Genomic DNA, 25874 nt, shown 5'->3' with positions numbered 1-25874 from the left:
GCTACATTTTTTTATTTTTAAATCCTCGTTGAATATCAATCCCTTTTTGTAGGATTGATGTGCCGTATTTGCTAGTAATTTTGTCAATGGCCTTATAGAGCGGCTCTTTCCGAGCTGCTTTTTCGTATGAAAATAAATCGAGCTGTTCAAAAGCACTATCCTCTTCCACGAGGTCCTGTCCAGTAATTCCCAAAAGTCTAACAGAGTTTCCATTCCAATTATCGATGAATAAAGGTTTAGCAGCCTGAAAAATCTCTTCCGCGCCTAATATTGGATTGTTTATCTTTCTTCCTCTCGAAATCGTTTTTCTGTCTTTATAACGGATAGTTACAGAAACATTTTTCGTTAAGTAACCTTTATGCTTCAATCTTTGAGATACACTTTTCGAAAGGTCACCAAGTACGGATAATAACTGGGATTGGTTCGCAATATCTCTCGGTAAAGTTATCGAGCTGCCGATACTTTTGTTTCCTTCAGCGGCATCAGGGTCTACAGGCCGGGCATCCTTGCCATTGGCCCGCTCTTTTAATTGTAGTCCCCGAATACCCAGGGCGGCACGAAGCTGCATGTCATGGGCATGAGCCAGATCACCAATTGTATTAATTTGTATAGCTTTAAGCTTTTCAGCTGTTTTCTCACCGATACCGTGCATTTCAATAGTTGGAAGTGGCCAGACAACGGCAGGGATATCCCTTTTACGCAAAATTGTAATGCCGAGTGGTTTTTTCATGTCAGAGGCCATTTTTGCCAAGAATTTATTTGGGGCAATCCCAATACTGCACGGCAAGTCTAGTTGCTCCAATAAACTACGTTGGATTCTTTCAGCAATTTGCAGAGGAGATCCAAGCTCATAGCAGTCAGTAATATCAATATAGCCTTCGTCAATTGACACTGGCTCAACTAATTCCGAAATTTGTCGCAGTTCTTCAAACATCGCTTGTGAGGCAGTTCGGTACCGTTCAAAATTAGGTTTTTTTACAATAAGATGTGGACAAAGTTTTCTTGCTTCCCATAGAGGCATTGTTGTTTTTACGCCATATTTTCTCGCCTCATAGCTGCATGTTACAACGATGCCTTTTCGCTTTTCCTCATCCCCCGCCACAGCAAGCGGCTTGCCTTTTAATGAATGATCATAGGCCATTTCGACTGAAGCGAAAAAACTGTTCATGTCAACATGAAGAATAACCCGACCTTTCTTCGGATAAAACTCTTTCACTTGATTTCACCTTCTAAGAAAAGCGCAAGCGCACGTTTAGCGACGTACAAACTTCGCCCACAGGATGTGGGTGTGTCGACGTTGCCACAGGACGTGGCGATTTTAGTCGACGATCCTTTATTCGAGATAACGGAAACACGGTGAGCCTGTAAGGCGAACCGATGTTGACTTATCGTAGGAAGAATCCTGAAGTTTGCTAGTCGCTGGGCGCTGGAGCTAGACAGTATTAAAAATAAACAACGTGTAGTAGAACACACGCTGTTATGCTTCTTGCTGCTGTTTTATTAAATAGTCTTTAATTTCTTTTACTCCCTCAAGAACTTCGAGCATACTATTTGGATCGATCATAGTAATTAATCGATCTTCTAAATTAGCAACCGATGAAAAATACTTTGTTTTATGATAGGCAACAAGGCCGATTTGTTTAAGTGCTTCAGATGGAATTTCTAAAATTTCTTGCGCTTCCTTTACTAGTAGTCCGAAAGCAAGCTCATCTGTATGGATGACAATCATTCGGACTTCATCATTTATGGCAATATGAGAATGATATAATATATTTCCAAGATCAAGTACTGGAATCAAGGTTCCTCGCGACTTAATAATTCCCCTCATGTAGGAAGGTAATTGCGGTATATGGTTCACATTTTCAACCTTCTCGATCGAAATAACAAATGGAATTGGGATCGCATATTCTTCCTTTCCTGCATTGAATACAACCGCTTTTACATCCATCTCCAATTTCATCCTTTTTTATGAGAAGACAGGCACCGCCTGCCTTCTCATTATTTTTTATTTTCCCGCCGCTTCCTCAACGACTGCAACAACCATCTCCGCAAGTTTATTTAGTTCTTCAACAGGCATCCGCTCGTTTGTTGTATGGATTTCTTCATACCCAACTGCCAGGTTAACAGTTGGAATATTAAAGCCAGCGATAACATTTGCGTCGCTACCTCCCCCACTAGTTAGGAGCGCGGGTTTGCGACCAATTTTTTCTGCAGCCTTTTTGGCGACTTCAACAACTTGGTCTCCATCTGCAAATTTAAATCCAGGATACATAATCTCAATATCCACATCGGCAGTCCCACCCATGTTTTTGGCTGCTTCTTCAAAGGCCTCTTTCATTTTAGCCACTTGAGCTTCCATTTTCTCAGGTACAAGAGAACGAGCTTCTGCTAAAACATAAACATGGTCTGCGACAATATTTGTCGCTTGTCCACCTTCAAAACGGCCAATATTAGCAGTCGTTTCCTCATCAATTCGCCCAAGCGGCATTTTAGCAATAGCCTTTGCGGCGATTGTAATAGCTGACACGCCTTTTTCTGGTGCAACACCAGCATGGGCAGTCTTTCCGTGAATGACCGTTGTGATCTTCGCTTGCGTTGGAGCAGCCACAATAATATTTCCGACTTTACCATCACTATCAAGGGCAAAACCATATTTAGCTTTCACAAGTGCCGGATCTAAAGCTTTTGCGCCAACGAGACCAGATTCTTCACCAACGGTGATGATAAATTGAATATCTCCATGAGCAATATTTTGCTCTTTTAAAATTCGGATGGCTTCTAGCATTGCAGCAATCCCTGCCTTGTCATCTGCACCAAGGATTGTGGTACCATCTGTAACGACGTACCCATCTTTAACAGACGGCTTGATACCATTTCCAGGAACAACTGTATCCATATGACATGTGAAATAAATGGAATCGGCCTCCGCTTTCGTACCTTTCAACGTACAGATTAAGTTTCCAGCCCCATGTCCAGTCTGTTCCATCGTATCATCTTCAAATACTTCAACACCAAAGCTTTCAAATTTTTGCTTTAACACTTTCGCAATTTCCGCTTCGTGTTTTGTTTCAGAGTCAATTTGGACTAATTCAAGAAATTCTTCAAGTAACCGTTGCTCATCAATCATGTTTATTACCTCTTCCTTCAATATGTATAATCATTAATATAACACCTTTATTTCCTATTTCACAGCGGGATATTGCCATGTTTCTTACGCGGTCTCTCCTCTTGCTTATTACGCAGCATTTCGAGCGCTTGAATAAGTTTAATCCTTGTTTCCCGTGGATCGATGACATCATCAACCATTCCCCGTGCAGCTGCAATATATGGATTGGCAAATTTCTCGCGATACTCTTCAATCTTTTCGCTACGGGTCGTTTCTGGATTTTCACTGTTGACAATTTCTCGGGCGAATATAATATTCGCTGCTCCCTGTGGACCCATGACAGCGATCTCTGCATTTGGCCACGCATAGACAAGGTCAGCGCCGATCGCTTTACTATTAAGTGCCACATACGCACCGCCATAAGCTTTGCGAAGAATAACCGTAATTTTTGGGACAGTCGCTTCGGAATAGGCATAAAGAATTTTTGCTCCATGTCTAATTATGCCACCATGCTCCTGTTTAACTCCCGGGAAAAAACCAGTTACATCCTCGAACGTTATAATCGGAATATTAAAGGAGTCACAAAAGCGAATAAACCTCGAGGCTTTATCGGAGGAATCGATATCAAGGCCTCCCGCCATAAATTTCGGCTGATTGCATACAAGCCCAATGGTTTCCCCTCGAATTTTGGCAAAACCTACGACAATATTTCTCGCAAATTCTTTATGCACCTCGAAAAAAGAATTTTCATCGACAATTTCATTTATGACAATACGGACGTCATATGGCCGGACAGCATCAAAGGGAACAAGATCGGTTAAATCCGGGCGGAAATCTTCCTCGTCACGCCAATCCGAAACCAACGTCTTTTCCCGATTATTCTGTGGCAAATAGTTTAGAAGTTCACGAACCATCATTAATACTTCTTCTTCATTGTCCGCCCGAAAATGAGCGTTACCACTAATAGTATTATGTACCTTCGAACCACCCAAATCCTCAGCAGAGATTTTTTCTCCCGTTACAGTTTCAATAACTTTAGGACCGGTAATGAACATTTGACTTGTTTGGTCAACCATAAATACAAAATCCGTAATTGCAGGCGAATAGACGGCACCACCTGCACAAGGGCCCATAATAACTGAAATTTGCGGAATGACACCGGAGTAAATAGCGTTTCGATAAAAAACATGGCCATAGCCATCAAGTGAAACGACACCCTCTTGGATTCTTGCCCCTCCAGAATCGTTGAGACCGATAAAAGGCGCACCGTTACTCGCTGCTAAATCCATTGCTTTTGCAATCTTTTCCGCATGCATTTCCCCTAATGCTCCACCAAATACCGTAAAATCCTGAGAGAAAAGATAAATCGGCCGACCATTCACCTTACCATAGCCTGTAACAACGCCGTCACCTGGATATTTTACATCTTCTAGACCGAAATCAACGGAACGATGTTCGATAAATGGGTTCAATTCGACGAACGAACCCGGATCTAAAAGCAAATCGATTCTTTCACGAGCAGTAAGTTTCCCTTTTTCATGCTGTTTTTCAATGCGTTCGTCCCCTCCGCCCATTTCTGCTTGACGGCGGCGATCATAAAGTTCATTGATCTTTTCATAAATATCAGTCACTGTTCTCCTCCTCCAGTGGCTTTTCACAGAGCTCATACAAAACACCATGCCCTGATTTAGGATGCATGAAAGCTACCATTGCATCCCCAGCTCCTTGTTTTGGCACTTCGTTTAACATGCGGATCCCTTTTTCTTTCAACTCATGTATTCTGCTCTCAATCGACGTTACGTTAAAAGCAATATGATGAATGCCTTCTCCACGTTTGTCGACGTATTTTGCAATCGGGCTATTTGGACTCGTGGCTTCCATTAATTCAATTTTAACATTATTTGCATCTAGAAAGGCAACTCGAACATTTTCCGTCGGCACAATTTCGATTGCAAGACATGTAAGACCGAGAACATTTGTATAAAACGGCAATGTTTCTTCCAGCGATTTAACTGCGATTCCGATGTGGTCAACCTTATTCATGAAACCCCTCCTAAGCGTAGAAATTATATCCAAAACTTATATAATATTCGACATTCCTGACTATTATTCCTGCATAATAAATAGGGTTGTATAAAGATCATTTTCTAGATAAAATAGAAGTAAATAAATACGTAGGGGTGTTTATATAGTGTCTAATAAAAAAGTTCAGCGAATCATTGTCTATGTGATGCTCTTTTCAATGCTTGCAACAACAATTATGGCGGGGCTTTCATTTCTATAAATGCAAAAATGGGACGAGTTCAATGAACTGTCCTGTTTTTTATCTAGCTCCAGGGGCTGACCAAGGCCTGGAGCTTTTCTTATATTGCCCCCATTTCCTTTGCAAGTTGTTCAAATGATTGAGTACTGTTAGTAACGAAAATTTTCGTGCCATTTTGAACCTGATTGTACAGTATTTCAAGCGGATCTTTTTGTAGCCTGATACAGCCATTAGAAAGATATTTTCCAATTGAAGATGGCGCGTTTGTGCCGTGGAGACCAAAAATCCTTCCGTCCGTCCCCTTCGCATCAAATCCAATCCACCTGGATCCGAGCGGGTTGAGAGGATCTCCACCAGGAATATTCTTTTTACGATAATACGGATCGATTGCTTTCACTGTAATTGTAAATACTCCCTCTGGCGTTAAATCATTTGTTTTTCCCGTTGCGACTTTTGTAATCATAAGGATTTTTCCATTATCAATCAAAGCCAGTTCATTTATCCGCTTGTTTACGATTATTAAAGGATCTCCGGGCAGTATGCTTGCATCAAATGGCCAAAATGGGGAGCCAATCAATAAGATGATTGCTAAAAATAGCCTCATAACTATCACCCTTTTCCACTATGTTGTGCAAAGGGGATTCATTCATACAAAAACAACCCTAAAATATGCGAGAGCATATTTTAGGGTTGTTTTCATTATTAAACTTCTTGACAATATTCTTCAAAATATTGCTGTAGCTTGTTTACTACTGACATTGGGTCATGCCCTTCAATTTCATGGCGTTCCACCATCGTGCAAATTTTTCCGTCTTTTAAGATTGCAAAAGAAGGCGATGATGGCGGATAATCTGTAAAATAGCTACGTGCCTTTGCAGTAGCTTCTTTATCTTGGCCTGCAAAGACTGTAACAAGATGATCCGGACGTTTATCATAATGGACCGAGTGAGCTGCTGCAGGGCGTGCAATTCCGCCTGCACAACCGCAAACTGAGTTAATCATCACAAGTGTCGTTCCTTTTTGATCGAATGCCGCCTCGACTTCTTCAGGTGTCGTGAGTTGCTTATATCCAGCACTTTCCATATCTTCACGGGCTTGGCTAACAATATCATTCATATAAAGATTAAAATCCATATTCATTATTCATTCGCTCCTTTTACTGCCTGCTAATAGGGTTATTCATACTGTAATCATAGCAGTTTATTATGCTTTTTATCAAATATTCGGATCAAAATAAAAAAAGAGGTTTATTTATCCAGAGGATGGGTAAGATTATATTACATCTAGATCCATACCCCTAAACTCCCTAGATGTTTTTTGGACAGCAAGATTGAGGCTGTCCCTTTTTTTGTTGGCTTTGAAAAACAGAGAATAACTGATCCACTGCTTTTTGCACGAAAACCGTTCCATTCATTACTTCGGCTTCAATTGATGGCTGTAGCTCTTTTATATTTTCATCTTGATAAAATGAGGTTTCCAATCGATCTCTGATCATGGATAGCAGCCATTCCTTCACTTGAGTTTTACGCCGCTGATCAAACACATTTGTAGACTTCGTTTTCTTGGCAAATTCGTCAATCATATGCCAGATCTCTTCAATCCCATCACCTGTCACTGCTGAACAAGTTAATGCCATTGGTTCCCATCCAGAAGTTGCCGGGGTCAAAAAGTGAAGGATTTGTTTAAATTCTCGCATTGTTTTCCTGGCAGACTTTATATTATCTCCATCTGCCTTATTTACAACAACAGCATCGACTAACTCCATGATCCCTTTTTTCATTCCTTGCAGTTCATCTCCAGCTCCCGTCAAGGCAAGTAATAAAAAGAAATCAACCATTCCCCTGACAATGGTTTCACTTTGCCCTACTCCGACAGTCTCCACAATAATTACATCGAAGCCCGCAGCTTCACAGGCAATAATCGATTCCCTTGTCTTGCGATGAACGCCCCCAAGCGTACCGCCTGACGGTGAAGGACGAATAAAGGCATTTGGATGTCTGGAAAGCTGCTCCATTCTTGTTTTATCGCCCAAAATACTACCACCGTTAACCGTTGAACTCGGATCGACAGCCATAACAGCAACACGATGACCTTGATCACAAAGTAAACGTCCAAATGCCTCGATAAACGTGCTTTTGCCTGCTCCGGGGACTCCTGTAATTCCAATTCGGACAGATTTTCCGGAGTGTGGTAAAAGCTCTTGTAAAATCCCCTGTGCTTGTTCCTGATGGCGCGAAGCGCTACTTTCGATTAACGTAATCACTTTCGAAAGAATCGTACGATTTCCATTTAAAATTCCATGTATCATCTCTTCTGCTGTCTGTTCATCTTGTTTTCTCTTTACAAATTTCCGCGGGTTTTTAACCATCGGTTTCAGCTACTTCCTCATATCCGAGCCTATGGTATATTTCTTCAATCACCTTTTGTGCGGCAACAGGAATAACTGTGCCTGGGCCAAAAATAGCAGATGCTCCATTTTCTTTTAGAAATGCATAGTCTTGAACAGGAATCACACCGCCAATAACAACGACAATATCTTCTCGACCAACCTTTTTCAGTTCTTCGATAAGTCTTGGCAGCAGCGTTTTGTGGCCAGCTGCAAGCGAACTTACGCCGATCACATGTACGTCATTTTCCGCGGCCTGCTTCGCTGTCTCTTCTGGCGTTTGAAAAAGCGGGCCAATGTCGACATCGAATCCTAAATCAGCAAATGCGGTAGCAATGACTTTTGCTCCGCGATCATGCCCATCCTGTCCCATTTTTGCGATTAAAATCCGGGGTCTTCTTCCTTCATTTTCCAAAAATTCAGCGGACATCGACTTGACTGCCGCAATTTCTTCTTCATTAGAAAAATTCGAGCTATACACGCCACTAACAGAGCGGATGACCGCTTTATGCCTTCCACATGCATTCTCAATCGCATCTGATATTTCACCAAGTGTAGCCCGGGCTCTTGCTGCATCCACTGCGAGTTCCAATAAATTTTCTTTTGCAATGGCCCCATTTGTTAAAGCAGCGAGTGCAGCTTGTACGTCCACTTCGCATCGCTTTTCTTTAAGCTCCTTTAATCGTTCTAACTGTTTCTCACGGACAGCTTTATTATCAATATTTAATATGTCCATTGCTTCTTCCTGTTCTAATCGATAGCGGTTGACGCCAATAATCGTTTCTTCCTTCGAATCAATCTGAGCTTGCCTCTTGGCAGCTGCTTCCTCTATACGCATTTTAGGGAGACCAGTTTCAATCGCTTTAGCCATGCCGCCTAGCTCTTCAATTTCTTCAATATGTTCCCAAGCCCGATTCATTAGGTCATTTGTCAATGATTCTACATAATAGGAGCCACCCCACGGATCTATCACATTTGTAAGACCTGTCTCCTCCTGTAAATACAATTGCGTATTTCTAGCAATCCGTGCAGAAAAATCAGTTGGCAGTGCTATCGCCTCATCAAGTGCATTTGTATGAAGTGATTGTGTATGCCCCATCACCGCGGCATGCGCTTCTATCAAAGTTCGAATGACATTATTATATGGATCCTGCTCAGTCAAGCTCCAACCCGATGTTTGGCTATGCGCTCTAAGTGCAAGTGATTTTGGGTTTTGCGGGTTAAATTGACTCATCAACTGTGCCCACATTTTTCTGGCGGCACGTAATTTAGCTACTTCCATGAAATAATTCATGCCAATCCCCCAAAAGAAAGATAGCCGCGGTGCAAAATCATCGATTTTCATACCTACCCCAAGACCAGTCCTGACATAATCCAATCCATCTGCAAGGGTATAAGCAAGCTCTAGGTCCGCCGGTGCCCCGGCTTCTTGCATATGGTAGCCAGAAATAGAAATGCTGTTGAATTTCGGCATATATTTGGACGTATATTCAAAAATATCTCCAATGATTCTCATCGACATATGAGGTGGGTAGATATACGTATTCCGTACCATATATTCTTTTAAAATATCATTTTGAATCGTACCAGCTAATTTTTCTTTACTGACTCCCTGTTCCTCTGCTGCTACAATAAAAAATGCCATGATCGGGATGACGGCGCCGTTCATTGTCATGGAAACGGACATTTGGTCGAGTGGAATACTATCAAATAATATTTTCATATCTTGCACTGAATCAATTGCCACACCTGCTTTGCCGACATCGCCTTCTACTCTCGGATGATCAGAATCGTAGCCGCGGTGAGTAGCCAAATCAAAAGCTACTGATAACCCTTTTTGCCCCATCGCAAGATTTCGGCGATAAAAGGCATTGCTTTCTTCTGCTGTTGAAAAACCTGCATATTGCCTCACCGTCCATGGCCTGTTTACGTACATCGTTGGGTATGGTCCACGTGTATATGGAGGAAGTCCCGGCATTTCGTCTAGGTGTTCAAGCCCATCGATATCTTTTTCTGTATAAAAGGATTTAACAGGTATCTTTTCGTTTGTTTCAAATGATGCTATTGGGTGATTATTTTTGAAGTCTCCTTCGCTAATGATTGGCGATATATTTTGAAAGTCAGGCTTGCTACTCATTAGCCACACCCCCTTTTAGTTCATACGCTTCAGCTAATCTTGTTCTTGATAATGGCTCAATCTTTATTTTACGGGAGTCATCAGTCTTTGTTGCCTCTTTAGAACGCTGTTCAAATGAAAGTAATTCATTTGGTTGGGCATATACATTTACACCGATTAAGGATCTTTTCCCGGTATTTACATCTTCTACTTTCCTATTCAGCGTTTCTTTTATCTTTTGCTGAAGCCAGCCACTTTCAAGCGTGCTGTATATCCCACCATGCAAATCTATCTCCTGGAAAAACTTCCAAGCCTTTTCAACAAGAGTCTCCGTTAATGATTCAATATAAAAGGATCCTCCGGCGGGGTCTATTACTCTATTTAAATACGATTCTTCACGAAGCAGTAGTTGTGTATTTCTAGCAATTCTCATAGAAAATTCGTTTGAAATCGCAGCATGCTCATCAAACGGCGTGACATGCAAAAAGTCAACACCACCTAAGATTGCTGCAAAAGCTTCGTTTCCTGAACGAAGGATATTCACATGCGGATCTAATATGGACTTTGTAAACGATGATGTTTCAGCGCTGACGGTGACGTGATTATCACTTGGCTTAATCCGATAAGCATGCACAATCGTCTTCCATAATTTACGGAAAGCCCTTAGCTTAGCAATCTCCAAAAAAAAGTCGCTGCCGATTGAAAAATGGAATACTATTTTCTGTATAGTTTTTTCAGTTTCCCAGCCTCTGCCACGCATCTGTTCAATATAAAAGACTGCCTCTGCCAAAGCGACTGCAAGTTCTTGAACCACATTGGAGCCGCTATTATGATATGGAGATGTATCAATTAAGATCGTTTTCAAGTTGGGGAGTTTTTGATCGAGCTTAATTATATTTTCCTGCCATTCTTGCCAATGCTTACTGCCATTCAAATAGCCTTGGCTTAAACCGGATGTTAGTGGATCGGTCGCTATTACACCAGTAACATCCAAATCACTTTGTAATAGCTTTTCTGCAATTTGCTGGAAATTGGATTTAGTAATAATCATGTATGGAATATTATTCACAATATCGTGAAGCTCTTCGAAATTAAACTTATTAATATCCTCTAATTCATCTAAATCTAGTGAAATGGTTTCAAGACCATTTTCCAATCCTTTACCAAGTAGTTTCTTTAAATCGGACCAATCAGAACATCTGAGATTCTGGGCAATTTTCCAGTTATTTAAATCAACATTTTTAAAGGTTCGTACATATGAACCTGGGAATTGATCAATCTTTATATTTTGAATATCTTTTTTCGTATAAATTGGAGAAATTGTGATGTTTTCATATGTTTCACTATTAAGTAACTCGATTGGCTTGCCTTTTAGCGATTTTTCAGCTGTTTGTTCCCATAATTCATACCCTGTAGATAGAAACTTGGCTTTTTTGGCTTGTTCGATAGACATGGAATCCTTCCTTCCTTGCAAAATGAAATCGCTTGCATATAATTATCGTAAAATTACTTTATCTTAATTTTAGTACAAGTATGAGATGCGAGCAACGTCAAGCACGGATTTTGAACAAAGTTGGACAAAAATGGGAACCTTGAAGTGTTCATGAGTACAGCGATTCGGGAAATTAGGATGAAACGGGGATCATGAAGCATTCATGAGTACAGTGATCTGGGAAATTAGGATAAAATGGGAATCATGAAGCATTCATGAGTACAGTAATCTGGGGAATTCGGATAGAACGGGAATCATGAAGCCTTCATGAGTACAGTAATCTGGGAAATTAGGATGAAACGGGAATCATGAAGCGTTCATGAGTTCAGTAATTTGGGAAATTCGGATAAAAAGGGAATCATGAAGCCTTCATGAGTATTGTAATCTGGGAAATTAGGATGAAACGGGAATCATGAAGCATTCATGAGTACAGTGATGCGGGAAATTAGGATGAAACGGGAATCATGAAGCATTCATGAGTACAGTGATGCGAGAAATTAGGATGAAAAGGGAATCATGAAGCGTTCATGAGTACAGTAATTTGGGAAATTCGGATAAAAAGGGAATCATGAAGCGTTCATGAGTATAGTAATCTGGGAAATTAGGATGAAACGGGAATCATGAAGCATTCATGAGTACAGTGATGCGAGAAATTAGGATGAAACGGGAATCATGAAGAATTCATGAGGATACTAAGACATAAGAAAATGGGAACCATGAGAACCAAAATTAAATAATTACGCCAAACCCAATCACTTCGTGAATGCTAATGATAAAAATCCCAAAAAAACGACTTCAAATTCGCTTTTCGAATTTAAAGTCGTCTTTTTTACTCTTAATAAACAGATGTATTTTCTTTAGATATATTTTCAAGTATATCTTTCACTCTTTGCAGGAACCGACCGGCAATCAGGCCATCCAATACACGGTGATCAAGTGATAGGCAGAGGTTAACCATATCACGGACAGCAATCATTCCGTTGTTCATAACAACTGGGCGCTTTACAATCGATTCAACCTGTAAAATGGCTGCCTGTGGGTAATTGATGATGCCCATCGACTGAACCGATCCGAATGAACCGGTATTGTTAACAGTAAATGTGCCACCTTGCATATCATCGCTTTTTAATTTTCCGCTTCTTACCTTGCTCGCAAGTTCCGTAATGTCCTTTGCGATTCCTTTAATGGACTTTTCATCTGCATGTTTAATAACAGGCACGAATAAGGCGTCTTCTGTAGCAACAGCGATGGAGATATTTATATCTTTCTTTTGGATAATTTTATCGCCAGCCCACATTGAATTCATCATCGGGAATTCCTTCAAAGCTTGAGCCACTGCTTTTACGAAGAAAGCAAAATACGTTAGACTGAAACCTTCACGCTGCTTAAATTCCGCTTTTAGTGAATCACGGTATTGGACAAGCTCCGTTACATCCACTTCCATCATCATCCAAGCATGTGGCACCTCGTGCTTGCTACGAAGCATATTTGCTGCTATCGCCTTTCTGATGCCTGTGACAGGAATTTCGATATCACCTGGCATGGAAGGAATATTAACTGGTTGCGATGCCGGTTGGGCAGCCGTTGTGACTGATTTCGATGTTTTCTCAGTTGAAATTTCTCCTGCTTTGGGAATATTTCCAGAATCAATCAGCTTCTGTAAATCTTTCCTAGTAATCCTGCCTTCTCGGCCACTTCCAGATACTTGCGATAAGTCAATGTCGTGTTCCTGTGACATTTTCAGTACCGCTGGAGAATATCGGACCTTTCCAGCGCTATTTTCATCTGGAACGGGCTTTTTAATTTCTTTTTCTTGTGTTTGCTCTTTGACGTCTTTATTTACTGTTTCCTCGACATCAGTTGTTGCGTCTCCATCCGTTTCAATTGTACAAATGATATCACCAACTGCTAGCGTGTCACCGTCTTCAGCGAGCAGCTCTTTAATTGTGCCCGTAAAAGAGGAGGGAATTTCAGCATTTACCTTATCTGTCATGACTTCAGCTATAGGATCATATTTGTTTACTTGATCGCCAGGCTTTACTAGCCATTTGCTGATTGTTCCTTCGGTAACACTTTCTCCAAGTTGGGGCATGGCAATGTTTTCAGTTGCCAATCAGATAACCTCCTTTATACATCCATTTTCAGCCGTTAATATTCTGCTAGTTCCCGCATTGCTTTTTCGACTTTATCAGGGTTGACCATGAAAAACTTCTCCATCGTCGGAGCATAAGGCATTGCTGGAACATTTGGACCGGCAAGCCTCATAATTGGCGCATCAAGATCAAACAGACAATGTTCACTGATAATGGCGGCTACTTCACTTATAATACTGCCTTCTTTATTATCTTCTGTAAGAAGCAAGACCTTGCCAGTTTTTGAAGCTGCTTCAATAATTGCTTCTTGATCAAGTGGATAAACCGTCCGTAAGTCCAATAAATGTGTTTCTATCCCATCCTCCGCAAGACGTTCTGCTGCCTGAAGGGCGAAATGTACACATAATCCATATGTAATGACGGTAATATCATCACCTTCGCGTTTTACATCTGCCTTTCCGATCGGCAACACATAATCCTCGTCAGGAACCTCGCCTTTAATCAGTCTGTAGGCACGTTTATGTTCAAAGAAAAGTACTGGATCAGGGTCGCGGATAGCCGCTTTTAATAGCCCCTTCACATCATAAGGAGTGGAAGGCATAACAATCTTTAATCCAGGTTGGTTTGCAAAGATTGATTCCACTGATTGAGAGTGATAAAGCGCGCCATGTACACCACCACCGTACGGGGCCCTAATCACCATTGGGCAGCTCCAATCATTGTTTGAGCGATAGCGAATCCTGGCAGCCTCGGAAATGATTTGGTTGATTGCCGGCATAATAAAATCTGCAAATTGCATTTCTGCAATTGGCCGATATCCATACATGGCGGCACCGATTCCTACTCCGGCAATCGCGGATTCCGCTAGCGGCGTGTCAATGACTCTCTGCTCTCCAAATTGATCATACAAGCCTTGTGTTGCTTTAAATACGCCGCCCTTTTTACCTACGTCTTCACCGAGGACGAAAACTTTTTCATCACGTTCCATCTCTTCGCGAATCGCGGTAGTGACAGCTTCAATATAAGAAATGACTGCCATTGCTTATCCCCCCTAGTACTCTGCTGCGTAAACGAATTTTAATGCGTCCTCAGGATCCGGATATGGTGCTTCTTCAGCATAATCGGTGGCTTCGTTTACTTGCTTCATTACACGGTCGTTGATTTCTTTTTCTAAATCATTATTCATTAAACCTGTTTCTTTTAAATACGCTCCAAAAAGTATGATAGGATCCTCTGTTTTTGCTTTGGCCAATTCATCTGGAGAACGATAACTGCGATCATCATCATCCGAGGAGTGTGGCGTCAAACGGTGGGTTATCGTTTCAACAAGCGATGGTCCTTCCCCCCGCCGTCCTCTATCAGCTGCTTCTTTAACCGCTTTGTATACTTCAAGCGGGTCCTTTCCATCCACCGTGACACCTGGCATTCCATAGCCAATTGCACGGTCGGATACTTTCTCACAGGCAAGCTGTTTTTCAACCGGTACTGAAATAGCATATTGATTATTTTCACACATAAAAATAACCGGTAATTTATGTACTCCGGCAAAATTTGCCCCTTCATGAAAATCACCTTGATTAGACGAACCTTCTCCAAACGTTACAAAGGAAACAATATCGTTTTTTTCCATTCTTGCAGCTAACGCTATTCCTACTGCATGTGGAACTTGAGTTGTTACAGGCGAAGAGCCCGTGACAATTCGATTTTTCTTTTGACCAAAGTGGCCAGGCATTTGGCGTCCGCCCGAATTTGGATCTTCCGCTTTCGCAAATCCGGAAAGCATGACATCTTTTGGTGTCATTCCAAATGCGAGGACAACACCAAGATCTCGGTAATATGGAAGCACATAATCTTTTTCGCGGTTAAGCGCGAAGGCTGCTCCAACTTGCGCAGCTTCCTGCCCCTGACATGAAATGACGAATGGTATCTTACCTGAACGATTTAAGAGCCACATCCGCTCGTCAATTCGGCGGGCTAGAAGCATTATTTCATACATTTCCAATACTTGTTGATCACTGAGTCCTAGCTCAGAGTGGCGATTGTTTGCCATTTATGAATCCCTCCCGATTCGGTTCTAGTTTAAGCCGATTATGAATGGATTGACAGACCATCAACTGCCAAGGCTGCTTCACCTATTGCTTCACTTAAAGTTGGGTGAGGGTGGATAGTATTCCCGACTTCCCACGGAGTAGCGTCCAATACACGGGCCAGTCCTGCTTCGGAAATCATATCCGTTACATGAGGACCAATCATATGAACACCAAGGATATCATTTGTTTTTTCATCAGCAACGATTTTAACAAAACCGTCTGCATCTCCGAAAACGAGCGCTTTTCCAATCGCTCTAAATGAAAATTTGCCGATTTTCACGTGATATCCCTTTTCTTTCGCTTCCTCTTCTGTAAAGCCAACACTTGCCGCTTCAGGATGGCTGTATATACATTTTGAAACATTTTCGTATGTTATTGGCTCTGATTTGATGCCAGTTATATGTTCAACGGCCTTTATTCCTTCATGTGATGCAACATGGGCTAGCTGCAATCCACCGATCACATCTCCAATAGCATATATATGAGACTCTTTCGTCTGTAAATGGGAATTGACTTGAATATAACCCTTTTCTAGGACGATGTCAGTATTTTGAAGCCCGATATTTTCAGTGTTAGCTTCTCTCCCCACCGAAACAAGAATTTTTTCTGCTGAAAATGTTTGTGTCTTCCCTTTTATTTCAGCGGAAATGGTAACTTTTCCTGCTTCTTTCTCGAGAGATTCTGGTAAAACTTTCGCGCTTGTTACTATACCAATTCCCTTTTTCTTAAAAATTCGCTTAAGCTCTTGAGAAATCTCTTTGTCTTCTGTTGGAATAATTCGATCAGCGTATTCCACTACCGTTACTTCGACCCCAAAATCTGATAGCATGGATGCCCACTCAATGCCAATTACTCCGCCACCTACGATTATAATCGACTTTGGCAGCTCGCTCATCTCAAGAGCTTCATCGGATGTGAGGACAGTGGATCCATCAATTTCCAATCCTGGCAAAGTTCGGGGACGTGAGCCCGTAGCAATAATAACATTTTTCGGTATTAACATTTCATTTTCTTCGCCATTCGTCATTTCAACAGAAATTGTTCCCGGCATCGGGGAAAATATCGACGGGCCTAAGATTCTGCCAAATCCATCATACACATCAATTTTCCCTTGTTTCATCAAATGTTGTACACCTTTATGAAGCTGATTAATAATGCCAGTTTTTCTTTCTTGGACTTTTGCAAAATTTAGGCTCACATCATTTGTAATGACACCAAATTCATCACTGCGTTTAGCGACTGAAAAAACTTCAGCACATCTGAGAAGAGCTTTGCTGGGGATACACCCCTTATGAAGACATGTTCCTCCAAGCTTATCCTTCTCAACTATCGCTGTTTTCAGACCAAGCTGCGAAGCACGAATTGCGGCTACATATCCCCCTGTGCCCCCTCCAAGGATAACTAAATCATATTCTTCAGCCAATATCATCTCTCCGTTCTTTTAAAATTGCCTTGCCAGGATAGTCCTTCGCTCGTTCTTCTCCTTTTAAAATGCGAAGTGCTCCTTCAGCAAGTGCTTGAAGTTCATTTTCTCCGGGCTCAACAATCACATCTGCTATCCAACTAATGTAACTTTTGATTTCATTTACAAATTCTTTCCCGTAGGCCAGACCCCCGGTTAAAATGATTGCATCGACGTTTCCTTGTAAAACCGCACTTGCAGACCCAATTTCCTTTGCTACCTGATAGGCCATGGCATCATAAACTAATTTTGCCCTTTCATTTCCATTGGCAATCATGGTCTCTACTTTTAAAGCATCATTTGTTCCAAGGTAGGCTACAAGTCCACCTTGTCCCACAAGCTTCTTCGTGATTTCATCTAAATAATACTTTCCGGAGTAACAAAGGGAGATCAAGTCCCCGACTGGAACAGTCCCAGCTCGCTCCGGGCTGAATGGGCCTTCTCCATGCAAGCCATTATTCACATCAATGACTTTACCATGCTTATGTACCCCTACCGTTATCCCTCCGCCCATATGGACGATGATCAACTGTAAATCTGTATATTTTTTTCCAAGACGATTTGCTACTCTCCTAGCAACTGCTTTTTGATTTAAAGCATGGAAAATACTTTTTCGTTCAAATAAGGAAGAACCTGATATACGAGCAATTGGTTGAAGTTCATCTACTACAACGGGATCGACAATAAAAGCTGGAATATGTAATTCTGATGCAATTTGATGGGCGATTATCCCCCCTAAATTGGATGCATGCTGTCCCGCGTAGCCTTTTTTTAAATCTATCAGCATTTGCTCGTTTACCGAATATGTACCGCCTTCGATTGGCCGAAGAAGCCCTCCACGTCCACAAATTGCATCTAATTCGGAAAGATTCACCCCTTCCTCTTTCAATGCATTTAAAATGGTCTCTTTTCTAAATCCGTATTGATCAATCATCTTTTTGAAAGAATTGATCATACTTGATTCATGACGGATCGTTTTTTCTACAATTGGTACCTCATTTGCAAAAACGCCGATTTTGGTGGATGTTGACCCGGGATTGATAACAAGAATCTGAAAATTGTCTTTTTGCAAAATGGTTACCTCCATTTTCTTGCCTTTATGCCAAGTTTCTTTATAGCAAGAATTTGCTGCATCACACAGGAAGAACGCCTTTAGGCGTTCTCCCTAAATCTTTCACATAAAATTAAATCCGGTTCGTCAATATATGTTTATCATTGAGCAGGAACTGGCTCCGGGACTTCCGCATTTTTTCGATTCGTTCTTCCGCCATACGGTCAGCAGCCACGTATGTTGGGATACCATCGCGCTTAGATATTTCAATTACTTTTGCAACATTACTATAGATAGATTCAACTCTTTTTAATGCACGTTCTTTATTGTATCCATATAATTCATCAGCTACGTTAATAACTCCCCCGGCATTGATTACATAATCCGGCGCATACACAATCCCCATTTCATGAATAAGGTCGCCATGCTTTGTTTCTTTTAATTGATTATTAGCGGAACCAGCAATCACTTTCACCTTAAATTGGGGAATCGTCTCGTCATTTACAACTGCGCCCAAGGCACATGGTGCAAAGATGTCAGCTTCCACCGCATAGATTTCATCGGGATTGACGGATTTTGCATCAAATGCCTCTACCGCACGATTGACTGCTTCTTTATTAATATCTGTAACAATTAACTGTGCGCCCTCTTCATGTAAATAACGACAAAGTTCAAAAGCGACATTTCCCACTCCCTGAACAGCCACTCTTTTCCCTTCGAGCGAGTCGGATCCAAAGGCTTCTTTTGCGGCTGCTTTCATTCCAACGTAGCAGCCATATGCGGTAACTGGAGAAGGATTTCCCGAGGAACCAAAAGCTGGAGAGATGCCTGTCACAAAATTCGTTTCTTCATGAATTAAATCCATATCCTCCACTGTTGTTCCTACATCTTCTGCAGTTATGTAGCGACCGTTCAGGCCTTGGATAAAACGACCAAAAGCCCTAAACATTTCCTCGTTTTTATCTTTTTTTGGATCACCGATAATAACTGTTTTTCCTCCACCAAGATTCAATCCAGCAGCAGCGTTTTTATATGTCATGCCTCTGGCTAAACGAAGTGCATCCTCAATTGCAGCCTCTTCGCTCTCATATGTCCACATGCGTGTTCCGCCAAGGGCCGGACCAAGGGTAGTATCATGGATGGCAATAATCGCTTTTAATCCTGATTGTTCATCTTGGCAAAATAATAATTGTTCGTAATCGTAATTTGTCATATATTCAAATATTCTCATGTGTATGATTCCTCCAATTTCAGCTTTGTTTGTTCTGTGCAGCACAAATTGCAAGTGCTAATGAATATACTTTACTTTCCGCGCTATCAGCCCTGGATGTTAGGACAATTGGAGCTTTTGCGCCTGCTATTATTGCACCAACTTTTGCATTGGCAAAATATATTAAAGACTTATAAAGAACATTTCCCGATTCTATATTAGGGACTAGCAAAATATCGGCTTTCCCGGCAACATCGCTTTCGATCCCTTTCTGTTTGGCAGCATGGATGGAGATAGCATTATCCAGCGCAAGAGGTCCATCAATATTGCATCCCGTTATTTGCCCACGACGGTTCATTTGGGTTAAAACAGCTGCATCCAAGGTGGCTTGCATAGCTGGATTTACCACCTCAACCGCAGCGATTAAGGAAACCTTTGGAATATCAACTCCAATTGATTTTACTATTTGAACGGCATTATGTATAATTTGTTGTTTTTGTTCAAGATTTGGCTGAAGGTTCATTGCCGCATCGGTAACAGTGATTAACCGGTCATAACCTTCGACTTCAAATACGGCAACATGGGATAGCACTCTCCCGGTACGAAGTCCGAGTTCCTTATGTAGAACAGCTTTCAATAAAGTCGCTGTTGGAACATTGCCTTTCATCAAGATATCAGCTTTTTTGTTTTTAACTGACTCAACTGCTAGTTTTGCGGCATCCGTACTGTCGACAGCATGAAAAATTTGGATTTTACCACTGTTCTTAAGCCATGGTCGGTGTGAATCTATAATGGCTTCCAAGGCATCATGGTTTCCAAATAATATAAAATTAGCCATATTTCTTTCTGCAGCCTCCGCTACAACGCTTAACAGTTCAGGATCTTCAGCTGCGGCAATTGCAACTGTAGCATTTGTATTTACGGACTTTTCCAATATTTTGTCAAGTTTCATACTCGGGCTTCAACCCCTTTACTTTCAGTGTTTCCAAGAAGGTTTATTTAACTCTTAACCGCTGGTGGAAGCGCTTTAATTTTGTGATTTTTAGCTCTTCATATTTCTACCGGTATAAATATTTAAAATTACCCTTATATAATGCATGGAATACACCTCTATGATGATAATGTAATTCTATTCCACTTCATTGTAGCGAAAAGCCAGATTCTTGACAAATCATACCCATAGTATATGATTTTTTTTAGCAAGATTAAAGGAGACGACTATGGGACGAATCATTGCACTCATCTTATTATTAATTCCCGGCATTCTAGCGGGCTATGGTATTAAATTAATGCGCGATATGTTGTTTGGTGTACTGCAAAGCCCTTTTCCAATACTTTGGATGCAGTTTATGGCTGGATTCTTGTTTTTCATATTGGGATTAGGTTTTATTGCAGGTTTTATATTGCACCGGGACCGAAAACGAAACAAAGTACAGGAACGGTTTCGAAAACGTTAGAGATCTGCCGAAACGGCAGATCTTTTTTTGTCTAATCGCAGCACCCGACGATTCGCATTCCTTATTTCCCTCTTAATTTTACAGCTTTTTCAGGATAATCCGTAATAATCGCTGAACAATTTAATTGGAATAGTCTTTTCATTTCACGTTCTTTATTGACTGTATACGGTCTGACCGCAATTCCATGGTCAAGCGTCGCTTTAATAATGGTATCGGATACTGCAGTAAACTTTGGATGAATGCCGCTTGAATTTATAGACTTGGCGTATTCCCAAGGCTTATATATTATATCTTTATATAATGGGGCTGTCTCTAATTCAGGACAAAGCTTCCTAACATATACAAGCGAATAGTGATTAAATGATGAAATCAAAATCCGTTTTTCGTATCGAAATTTTTTAATGAGGGCAATTACTTTTTCTTCAAGCCCCTCATAAGAAATTTCATTATTTTTCAATTCAATATTGCAAATTAAATTATTCCCAGCCATCCATTCAAACACTTCAAGAAGCGTAGGAACTCTAGATGCTCGTTTAAAAAAATGTTTATAGTGATAGTTAGCTTTCAATTCTTTTAACTCGGAAAGCGTAAAATCTTTAACACTCCCGGTGCCATTTGTTGTTCGATCAACCGTACTATCATGAATGACTGCTATCTCACCGTCTAGTGTCAAATGGACATCCAGCTCTATTCCATCCGCTCCGTACTCTTTAGCTGCGATAAATGCGTCCATCGTGTTTTCAGGATGAGTCCCAGCTGAACCTCTATGTGCGATCACGAGTGTCATTTTTGTCACCACCTGTAACAATATATTACCATCATATCCTTGTATAAAACGAAGTGCGATAACAAAAAAAAGACGCTATCCCAAAATTTCGTCTGGGACAGCCTCTCTGCTTAAATAAAATATTTATGAAGCCTGATGTTCCAAGCGAAGCTTATCAGCAACCATTGCGATGAATTCGCTGTTTGTCGGCTTGGCTTTTGACATACTAACGGTGTAGCCAAACAAAGACGAAATCGAATCAACATTTCCACGACTCCAAGCTACTTCAATTGCATGCCTAATCGCTCGCTCAACGCGGCTGGCTGTTGTGTTAAATTTTTTAGCGATATCCGGGTATAGCACTTTTGTAATCGACCCAAGCAATTCAATATCATTATAAACCATAGAAATGGCCTCTCTCAAATAAAGATATCCCTTAATATGAGCGGGGACGCCGATTTCGTGAATAACTGATGTTATGCTTGCTTCTAAATTTCGAGGTTTATTATCTGCATGGTTTCTGACAGGTGAAGAAACTCTCTTTGTTTGATGAGTTTTGCCACTTACTTGACGAATGTGATTTGTGAGGTGTTCCATATCGAATGGTTTGAGAATGAAATAAGAAGCACCTAGTTCAACTGCCTTAGTTGTGACATCTTCCTGTCCAAATGCTGTTAGCATGATGACATTCGGGAAACGTATGTTGCTTGTTTCACGAAGTCGCTCAAGTACGCCAAGGCCGTCTAAATGAGGCATAATAATATCTAATATTAGAACATCAGGCGATGTTTCTTCAAGTAACCGTATGCAGTCTTGGCCATTATGGGCTGTCCCTACTACTTCCATATCTTCTTGTGACGAAATATATTCATCCAACAACCCTACAAGCTCTCGATTATCATCAACAATACAGACTTTTATTTTCTTCACTGTTTCATTTCCTCCTCAGGTCCCAAATATTCAAAATTATTCCTATTAATTAATGTTATTCTAACAGATAAATACGCCAAAGAGGGTGAAATTCCTTTAATTTTTTTCAAAACAAATAAATAAACTTACGTTTTCTTCTAATTCCTTTAAAATACTCCGTTTTTCGACTATTTTCGATAAGATTAGGCCGATTGTCGAATATTCTTTATTTTCATCTTACCACATTTTTGAAATCATTACGCTTTAAATAAAAAAAAGAGGGCTAAATTATGCCCTCAGCTTGCTTTTTCAGCAGTTTTTTCATAAATATTAATTCCTGCTTCGTGAAGCATCCATTCAATATGGACGCCATATCCTGAAGTAGGATCGTTGACAAACACATGGGTGACTGCACCAATTATTTTCCCATTTTGAATAATGGGGCTTCCGCTCATCCCTTGAACAATTCCGCCTGTTTTACTCAGTAATGTTGAATCCACCACTTTCAGGACCATTCCCTTTGTAGCTGGAAATTTTTGTGGAATTGTACTGACAATTTCAATATCATAAGCCTCAACCTTATTACCGTCTACAACAGTCAATATTTGTGCGGGCCCTTCTTTTACCTGGTTGGATAAAGCAATTGGCATCGGCTTATCAAAAACCCCATTGGAAATCTTTTGATGTAATTTACCAAAAATCCCAAAAGGACTGTTTGTTGTAATATTACCGATTACTTCGCGATCTGAGGAAAAGCGGGCGAGTTTTTCACCAGGAGCACCATTCTTTCCCTTTTCTATTGAAGTAACAGTTGATTTCACAATTTGTCCGTCTTCTACAACAATTGGCTTTTTCGTATCCATGTCAGAAATAACATGACCTAATGCACCATATTTTTTTGATTTCGGATCATAAAAGGTCATGGTCCCGATCCCAGCTGCTGAATCACGAATATATAGCCCTAATTTATATGCTTTTTCCTTTTGATCCAACAGAGGTTGAAGTGATGTTTCAAATTTTTCTGTCCCTCTTTGAATTGAAAGTGCTAATGGCTTTCCTTTTTTCCCAGCCTCATCCACAAATGGCGCTACATCTGCCATATTGTTGATTTTTTTGCCATTAATGCTCGTAATAATATCTCCAACTTTTATTTCTGCAGCTTCACCAGGAGATAATTTACCGTTATTTGCTGATACTAAATGGTGTCCAACAACGAGCACTCCCAAAGTATTTAACTTTACTCCAATTGATTGCCCGCCTGGTTGAATTTTAAAATTTTTCAATACATTAACGTCAACTTGTTTAACGGGAAAACCTGCAATTTCCAAAATTAACTTGTCTTTGCCTGCAAATTTTCCTTGTAAGGAAATCGCTTGCTCACTTTCTTGAAAACCAATATTTTCACTTGATGAAGGATTAAATACGGAGACAGCGCTTGCTTTCGCAATTGATTGTTCCTGTCCTTCAAACAACGTAATACTATTTGGAATTTGAATATATTGTTGAAAAGGCTTATAAACACTAAGCATTAAAAGTGAAACAAGGAGAATTCCACCCGTTATCTTTCTTAACTGCTCATACATTTTCTGTTCACTCTCCTCGCTTTCTAGCCCACACCTATAATTTAGCCTCCTTCAGCAGCATTTATAAGTGGAAGCGAGGAAAAAAGCTCTCCAATGAAGGATAGCTTTTCTAAAAAGAAAGAAGTATATTATTTCGACTTAGATTTTTTGTTTAATTACTGCTCTTCCTTCAAGGCGCTTTCGCTTTTCGAAGGGTAGAAGCAATTTCCAGCAGTTCGGTTGCATGCTTCTTCGTCAAATCCGTGATTTCCACACCAGAAATCATTCTTCCAATTTCTTTGACTTTTTCTTGCTTACTTAAAGTCGTTAACTTTGTTCTCGTTCTTCCAGAAACGGTTTCTTTTGAAATAAAGAGATGAGTGTCCGCCATAGCTGCGACTTGGGGGAGATGAGAAATACAAAGCACTTGAGAATCCATCGATACTTGGTGAATCTTCTCAGCAATTGCTTGAGCCACTCTTCCGCTTACACCGGTATCCACTTCATCAAAAATAATCGACGTTACACCTTGGTGTTTAGAAAAAATTGTCTTAAGCGCAAGCATCATTCTTGATAATTCTCCACCTGAGGCGACTTTCGACAATGGCTTCAACGGCTCACCAGGATTTGTCGATATATAAAAGACTACTTCATCCATGCCATCTTTTTTAAAATCGGGATTATGATCTGCATCTAAAACAAACCTTGGTTCAAAAACAGTTTTATCCATATACAGCTCTTTTAATTCCCTGTGAATTGATTTTGCCAATTTAGCAGCCCATTTTTTCCTTATCAAGCTTAGTTGCTTTCCTTCTAGCTTTAAATCTTCTTCTAGTGATGAAAGCTTGGAGCGTAATTCTCCAATTCGCACGTCTCGATTTACGATCATTTCAATTTCTTCTTCAATTTTCGCACTGTATTCCAGGATTTCTTCTACAGATGAGCCGTATTTTCTTTTCAATTGATTGATTTCATTTAAACGCGTTTCAATTTCATTCAAACGGAGAGGATCAAACTCAAGTAGTTCAAGCTCATTTCTTAAGGTAGCAACCGTATCTTCTAAAAGATAATAACTATTTGCGACCGTATCAAATATCGGAGAGTATTTTTCATCTAATTCTGCCGCCGTTTCAAGATGCCCCATTGTGTGGCTAATGAAATCAAGTCCACGCTGCTCTCCTTGGAGTCCTTCATAGCTAGATTTAATCGCATCAAATATTTTTTCGAAATTACCTAGCCGTCTTCTTTCCTCTGTTAATAAATGATCTTCATCTATCTTTAAATCGGCCTTTTGAATTTCTTGAAGTTGAAATTGAAGCAGATCAAGACGATGTGCCATTTGCTGCTCATTTTCGCTTAATTGCTTAATCTGTTTTATTGCTTGGTCATATTCTGTATAAACTTCCTGATAATTTTGCATTGCTTTGGCAATATCTTTTTTTCCAAATTGGTCAAGTAATGAAAGATGCATCGTTTCATCCATTAACTCTTGGTGTTCATGCTGACCGTGTATATCGATAAGTGTACTGCCTATTTCACGAAGAACAGATATGGTGACAAGTTTGCCGTTAACTCTGCAAACACTTTTACCGCTAGCGGAAATATCACGCCTTAGGATAATCATGCCTTCTTCAATATCAATACCAAATTCAATTGCCCTTTTTTTACATGGGTGGTCACGATCTATATAAAATAAGCCCTCAATCTCCGCCTTTTTCTCTCCATGGCGAACAAACTCCGAAGAGCCACGTCCGCCGACAAGTAAATGGAGTGCATCGATAATGATGGATTTTCCCGCGCCGGTTTCTCCTGTTAAAACCGTCAATCCCTTATCAAAAGAAACAGATATTTGATCGATGATAGCGAAATTTTTAATTGATAGTTCTTGCAACAAGGTATTTCTCCTCACTT

23 protein-coding genes are annotated in these 25874 nt (G+C 40.5%); 2 read left to right on the top strand and 21 right to left on the bottom strand.

The genetic code is table 11. The features are described 5' to 3' along the window. Position 1: 1 nt before the first annotated feature. From KHA88_RS02645 to mce, 5 genes are all read right to left on the bottom strand, one after another. Positions 2-1216, bottom strand: a complete 1215-nt coding sequence (locus KHA88_RS02645) for a DNA polymerase IV (protein ID WP_213121369.1) — start codon at positions 1214-1216, stop codon at positions 2-4. Between the two features lie 261 nt (positions 1217-1477). Then, a complete protein-coding gene (locus KHA88_RS02640) occupies positions 1478-1948 on the bottom strand; it encodes a chemotaxis protein CheW (protein WP_249312868.1) in 471 nt (156 codons plus the stop codon). Between the two features lie 57 nt (positions 1949-2005). Further along, on the bottom strand, positions 2006-3127 hold the full coding sequence (locus KHA88_RS02635) for a M20/M25/M40 family metallo-hydrolase (RefSeq protein ID WP_213121367.1): 1122 nt from the start codon (positions 3125-3127) through the stop codon (positions 2006-2008). 59 nt (positions 3128-3186) lie between these two features. Further along, positions 3187-4737, bottom strand: coding sequence for an acyl-CoA carboxylase subunit beta (locus tag KHA88_RS02630; RefSeq protein ID WP_213097306.1), 1551 nt, complete (start codon positions 4735-4737; stop codon positions 3187-3189). Beyond that, a complete protein-coding gene (gene mce / locus KHA88_RS02625) occupies positions 4730-5149 on the bottom strand; it encodes a methylmalonyl-CoA epimerase (RefSeq protein ID WP_213097307.1) in 420 nt (139 codons plus the stop codon). Before mce ends, KHA88_RS02630 begins: the two co-directional genes overlap by 8 nt. Before the next feature lie 148 nt (positions 5150-5297). On the opposite strand from mce, the gene prli42 reads away from it, so the two are divergent. After that, positions 5298-5390: a stressosome-associated protein Prli42 gene (prli42, locus tag KHA88_RS02620; RefSeq protein WP_213097308.1), complete on the top strand. Its 93-nt coding sequence runs from the start codon at positions 5298-5300 to the stop codon at positions 5388-5390. A 79-nt stretch (positions 5391-5469) separates the two neighbouring features. Here prli42 and KHA88_RS02615 read toward each other — a convergent pair whose 3' ends face one another. The 12 genes from KHA88_RS02615 to yqiS all read right to left on the bottom strand — a co-directional run bounded on the left by KHA88_RS02615 (position 5470) and on the right by yqiS (position 20221). Then, a complete protein-coding gene (locus KHA88_RS02615) occupies positions 5470-5973 on the bottom strand; it encodes a L,D-transpeptidase (protein WP_213097309.1) in 504 nt (167 codons plus the stop codon). Positions 5974-6071: 98 nt separating this feature from the next. Further along, a complete protein-coding gene (locus tag KHA88_RS02610) occupies positions 6072-6509 on the bottom strand; it encodes a BrxA/BrxB family bacilliredoxin (protein WP_213097310.1) in 438 nt (145 codons plus the stop codon). A 166-nt stretch (positions 6510-6675) separates the two neighbouring features. Continuing rightward, positions 6676-7737, bottom strand: coding sequence for a methylmalonyl Co-A mutase-associated GTPase MeaB (gene meaB / locus KHA88_RS02605; protein WP_213097311.1), 1062 nt, complete (start codon positions 7735-7737; stop codon positions 6676-6678). Then, positions 7730-9892: a methylmalonyl-CoA mutase gene (gene scpA, locus KHA88_RS02600; protein ID WP_213121366.1), complete on the bottom strand. Its 2163-nt coding sequence runs from the start codon at positions 9890-9892 to the stop codon at positions 7730-7732. Before scpA ends, meaB begins: the two co-directional genes overlap by 8 nt. Continuing rightward, complete coding sequence (locus KHA88_RS02595) at positions 9885-11324, bottom strand: methylmalonyl-CoA mutase family protein (RefSeq protein WP_213097313.1); 1440 nt, start codon at positions 11322-11324, stop codon at positions 9885-9887. Before KHA88_RS02595 ends, scpA begins: the two co-directional genes overlap by 8 nt. An 874-nt stretch (positions 11325-12198) precedes the next feature. After that, complete coding sequence (locus KHA88_RS02590; RefSeq protein ID WP_213106845.1) at positions 12199-13476, bottom strand: dihydrolipoamide acetyltransferase family protein; 1278 nt, start codon at positions 13474-13476, stop codon at positions 12199-12201. A 35-nt stretch (positions 13477-13511) separates the two neighbouring features. After that, a complete protein-coding gene (locus tag KHA88_RS02585) occupies positions 13512-14495 on the bottom strand; it encodes an alpha-ketoacid dehydrogenase subunit beta (RefSeq protein WP_213097315.1) in 984 nt (327 codons plus the stop codon). 12 nt (positions 14496-14507) lie between these two features. Then, positions 14508-15506 carry a thiamine pyrophosphate-dependent dehydrogenase E1 component subunit alpha gene (locus KHA88_RS02580; RefSeq protein WP_213097316.1) on the bottom strand — a complete coding sequence of 333 codons (999 nt, stop codon included), beginning with the start codon at positions 15504-15506 and terminating at the stop codon, positions 14508-14510. 38 nt (positions 15507-15544) lie between these two features. After that, positions 15545-16969, bottom strand: a complete 1425-nt coding sequence (gene lpdA, locus KHA88_RS02575) for a dihydrolipoyl dehydrogenase (RefSeq protein WP_213121365.1) — start codon at positions 16967-16969, stop codon at positions 15545-15547. Next, positions 16962-18095 carry a butyrate kinase gene (gene buk / locus KHA88_RS02570; protein WP_430413688.1) on the bottom strand — a complete coding sequence of 378 codons (1134 nt, stop codon included), beginning with the start codon at positions 18093-18095 and terminating at the stop codon, positions 16962-16964. The genes lpdA and buk overlap by 8 nt, the downstream gene beginning before the upstream one ends. Positions 18096-18192: 97 nt before the next feature. Beyond that, positions 18193-19290 (bottom strand): Leu/Phe/Val dehydrogenase, encoded by a 1098-nt coding sequence (gene bcd / locus KHA88_RS02565; RefSeq protein WP_213097319.1) that lies wholly within the window; start codon positions 19288-19290, stop codon positions 18193-18195. Positions 19291-19309: 19 nt separating this feature from the next. Further along, positions 19310-20221 carry a phosphate butyryltransferase gene (yqiS, locus tag KHA88_RS02560; protein ID WP_213121363.1) on the bottom strand — a complete coding sequence of 304 codons (912 nt, stop codon included), beginning with the start codon at positions 20219-20221 and terminating at the stop codon, positions 19310-19312. Positions 20222-20489: 268 nt separating this feature from the next. On the opposite strand from yqiS, the gene KHA88_RS02555 reads away from it, so the two are divergent. Then, positions 20490-20726 carry a DUF2627 domain-containing protein gene (locus KHA88_RS02555; protein ID WP_213097321.1) on the top strand — a complete coding sequence of 79 codons (237 nt, stop codon included), beginning with the start codon at positions 20490-20492 and terminating at the stop codon, positions 20724-20726. A 61-nt stretch (positions 20727-20787) separates the two neighbouring features. On the opposite strand, the gene KHA88_RS02550 is transcribed toward KHA88_RS02555, so the two are convergent. From KHA88_RS02550 to recN, 4 genes are all read right to left on the bottom strand, one after another. Then, on the bottom strand, positions 20788-21513 hold the full coding sequence (locus KHA88_RS02550) for a glycerophosphodiester phosphodiesterase (RefSeq protein ID WP_213121362.1): 726 nt from the start codon (positions 21511-21513) through the stop codon (positions 20788-20790). A 123-nt stretch (positions 21514-21636) separates the two neighbouring features. Next, positions 21637-22422: a sporulation transcription factor Spo0A gene (gene spo0A / locus KHA88_RS02545; RefSeq protein ID WP_213106839.1), complete on the bottom strand. Its 786-nt coding sequence runs from the start codon at positions 22420-22422 to the stop codon at positions 21637-21639. 275 nt (positions 22423-22697) lie between these two features. Next, a complete protein-coding gene (spoIVB, locus tag KHA88_RS02540; protein ID WP_213121361.1) occupies positions 22698-23984 on the bottom strand; it encodes a SpoIVB peptidase in 1287 nt (428 codons plus the stop codon). A gap of 169 nt (positions 23985-24153) precedes the next feature. Next, entirely contained in the window at positions 24154-25857 is a 1704-nt protein-coding gene (gene recN / locus KHA88_RS02535; RefSeq protein WP_213121360.1) for a DNA repair protein RecN, read from the bottom strand. Positions 25858-25874 lie beyond the last annotated feature (17 nt).

The organism is Lederbergia citrea, from assembly GCF_018343525.1.
Taxonomy (GTDB): domain Bacteria; phylum Bacillota; class Bacilli; order Bacillales; family Bacillaceae_C; genus Lederbergia; species Lederbergia citrea.
This window is presented reverse-complemented; position numbering and strand designations above follow the sequence as displayed.

Excerpts from the sequence above, each read along its gene's own strand:
- mce (WP_213097307.1), bottom strand. The coding sequence starts at position 5,149 with ATGAATAAGGTTGACCACATCGGAATCGCAGTTAAATCGCTGGAAGAA.
- meaB (WP_213097311.1), bottom strand. The coding sequence starts at position 7,737 with ATGGTTAAAAACCCGCGGAAATTTGTAAAGAGAAAACAAGATGAACAG.
- bcd (WP_213097319.1), bottom strand. The coding sequence starts at position 19,290 with ATGAGAATATTTGAATATATGACAAATTACGATTACGAACAATTATTA.
- yqiS (WP_213121363.1), bottom strand. The coding sequence starts at position 20,221 with ATGAAACTTGACAAAATATTGGAAAAGTCCGTAAATACAAATGCTACA.
- KHA88_RS02580 (WP_213097316.1), bottom strand. The coding sequence starts at position 15,506 with ATGGCAAACAATCGCCACTCTGAGCTAGGACTCAGTGATCAACAAGTA.
- scpA (WP_213121366.1), bottom strand. The coding sequence starts at position 9,892 with ATGAGTAGCAAGCCTGACTTTCAAAATATATCGCCAATCATTAGCGAA.
- KHA88_RS02610 (WP_213097310.1), bottom strand. The coding sequence starts at position 6,509 with ATGAATATGGATTTTAATCTTTATATGAATGATATTGTTAGCCAAGCC.
- KHA88_RS02635 (WP_213121367.1), bottom strand. The coding sequence starts at position 3,127 with ATGATTGATGAGCAACGGTTACTTGAAGAATTTCTTGAATTAGTCCAA.
- buk (WP_430413688.1), bottom strand. The coding sequence starts at position 18,095 with ATGGAGGTAACCATTTTGCAAAAAGACAATTTTCAGATTCTTGTTATC.
- KHA88_RS02595 (WP_213097313.1), bottom strand. The coding sequence starts at position 11,324 with ATGTCTATCGAACAAGCCAAAAAAGCCAAGTTTCTATCTACAGGGTAT.
- KHA88_RS02640 (WP_249312868.1), bottom strand. The coding sequence starts at position 1,948 with ATGGATGTAAAAGCGGTTGTATTCAATGCAGGAAAGGAAGAATATGCG.
- KHA88_RS02555 (WP_213097321.1), top strand. The coding sequence starts at position 20,490 with ATGGGACGAATCATTGCACTCATCTTATTATTAATTCCCGGCATTCTA.
- KHA88_RS02585 (WP_213097315.1), bottom strand. The coding sequence starts at position 14,495 with ATGGCAGTCATTTCTTATATTGAAGCTGTCACTACCGCGATTCGCGAA.
- spoIVB (WP_213121361.1), bottom strand. The coding sequence starts at position 23,984 with ATGTATGAGCAGTTAAGAAAGATAACGGGTGGAATTCTCCTTGTTTCA.
- KHA88_RS02550 (WP_213121362.1), bottom strand. The coding sequence starts at position 21,513 with ATGACACTCGTGATCGCACATAGAGGTTCAGCTGGGACTCATCCTGAA.
- KHA88_RS02615 (WP_213097309.1), bottom strand. The coding sequence starts at position 5,973 with ATGAGGCTATTTTTAGCAATCATCTTATTGATTGGCTCCCCATTTTGG.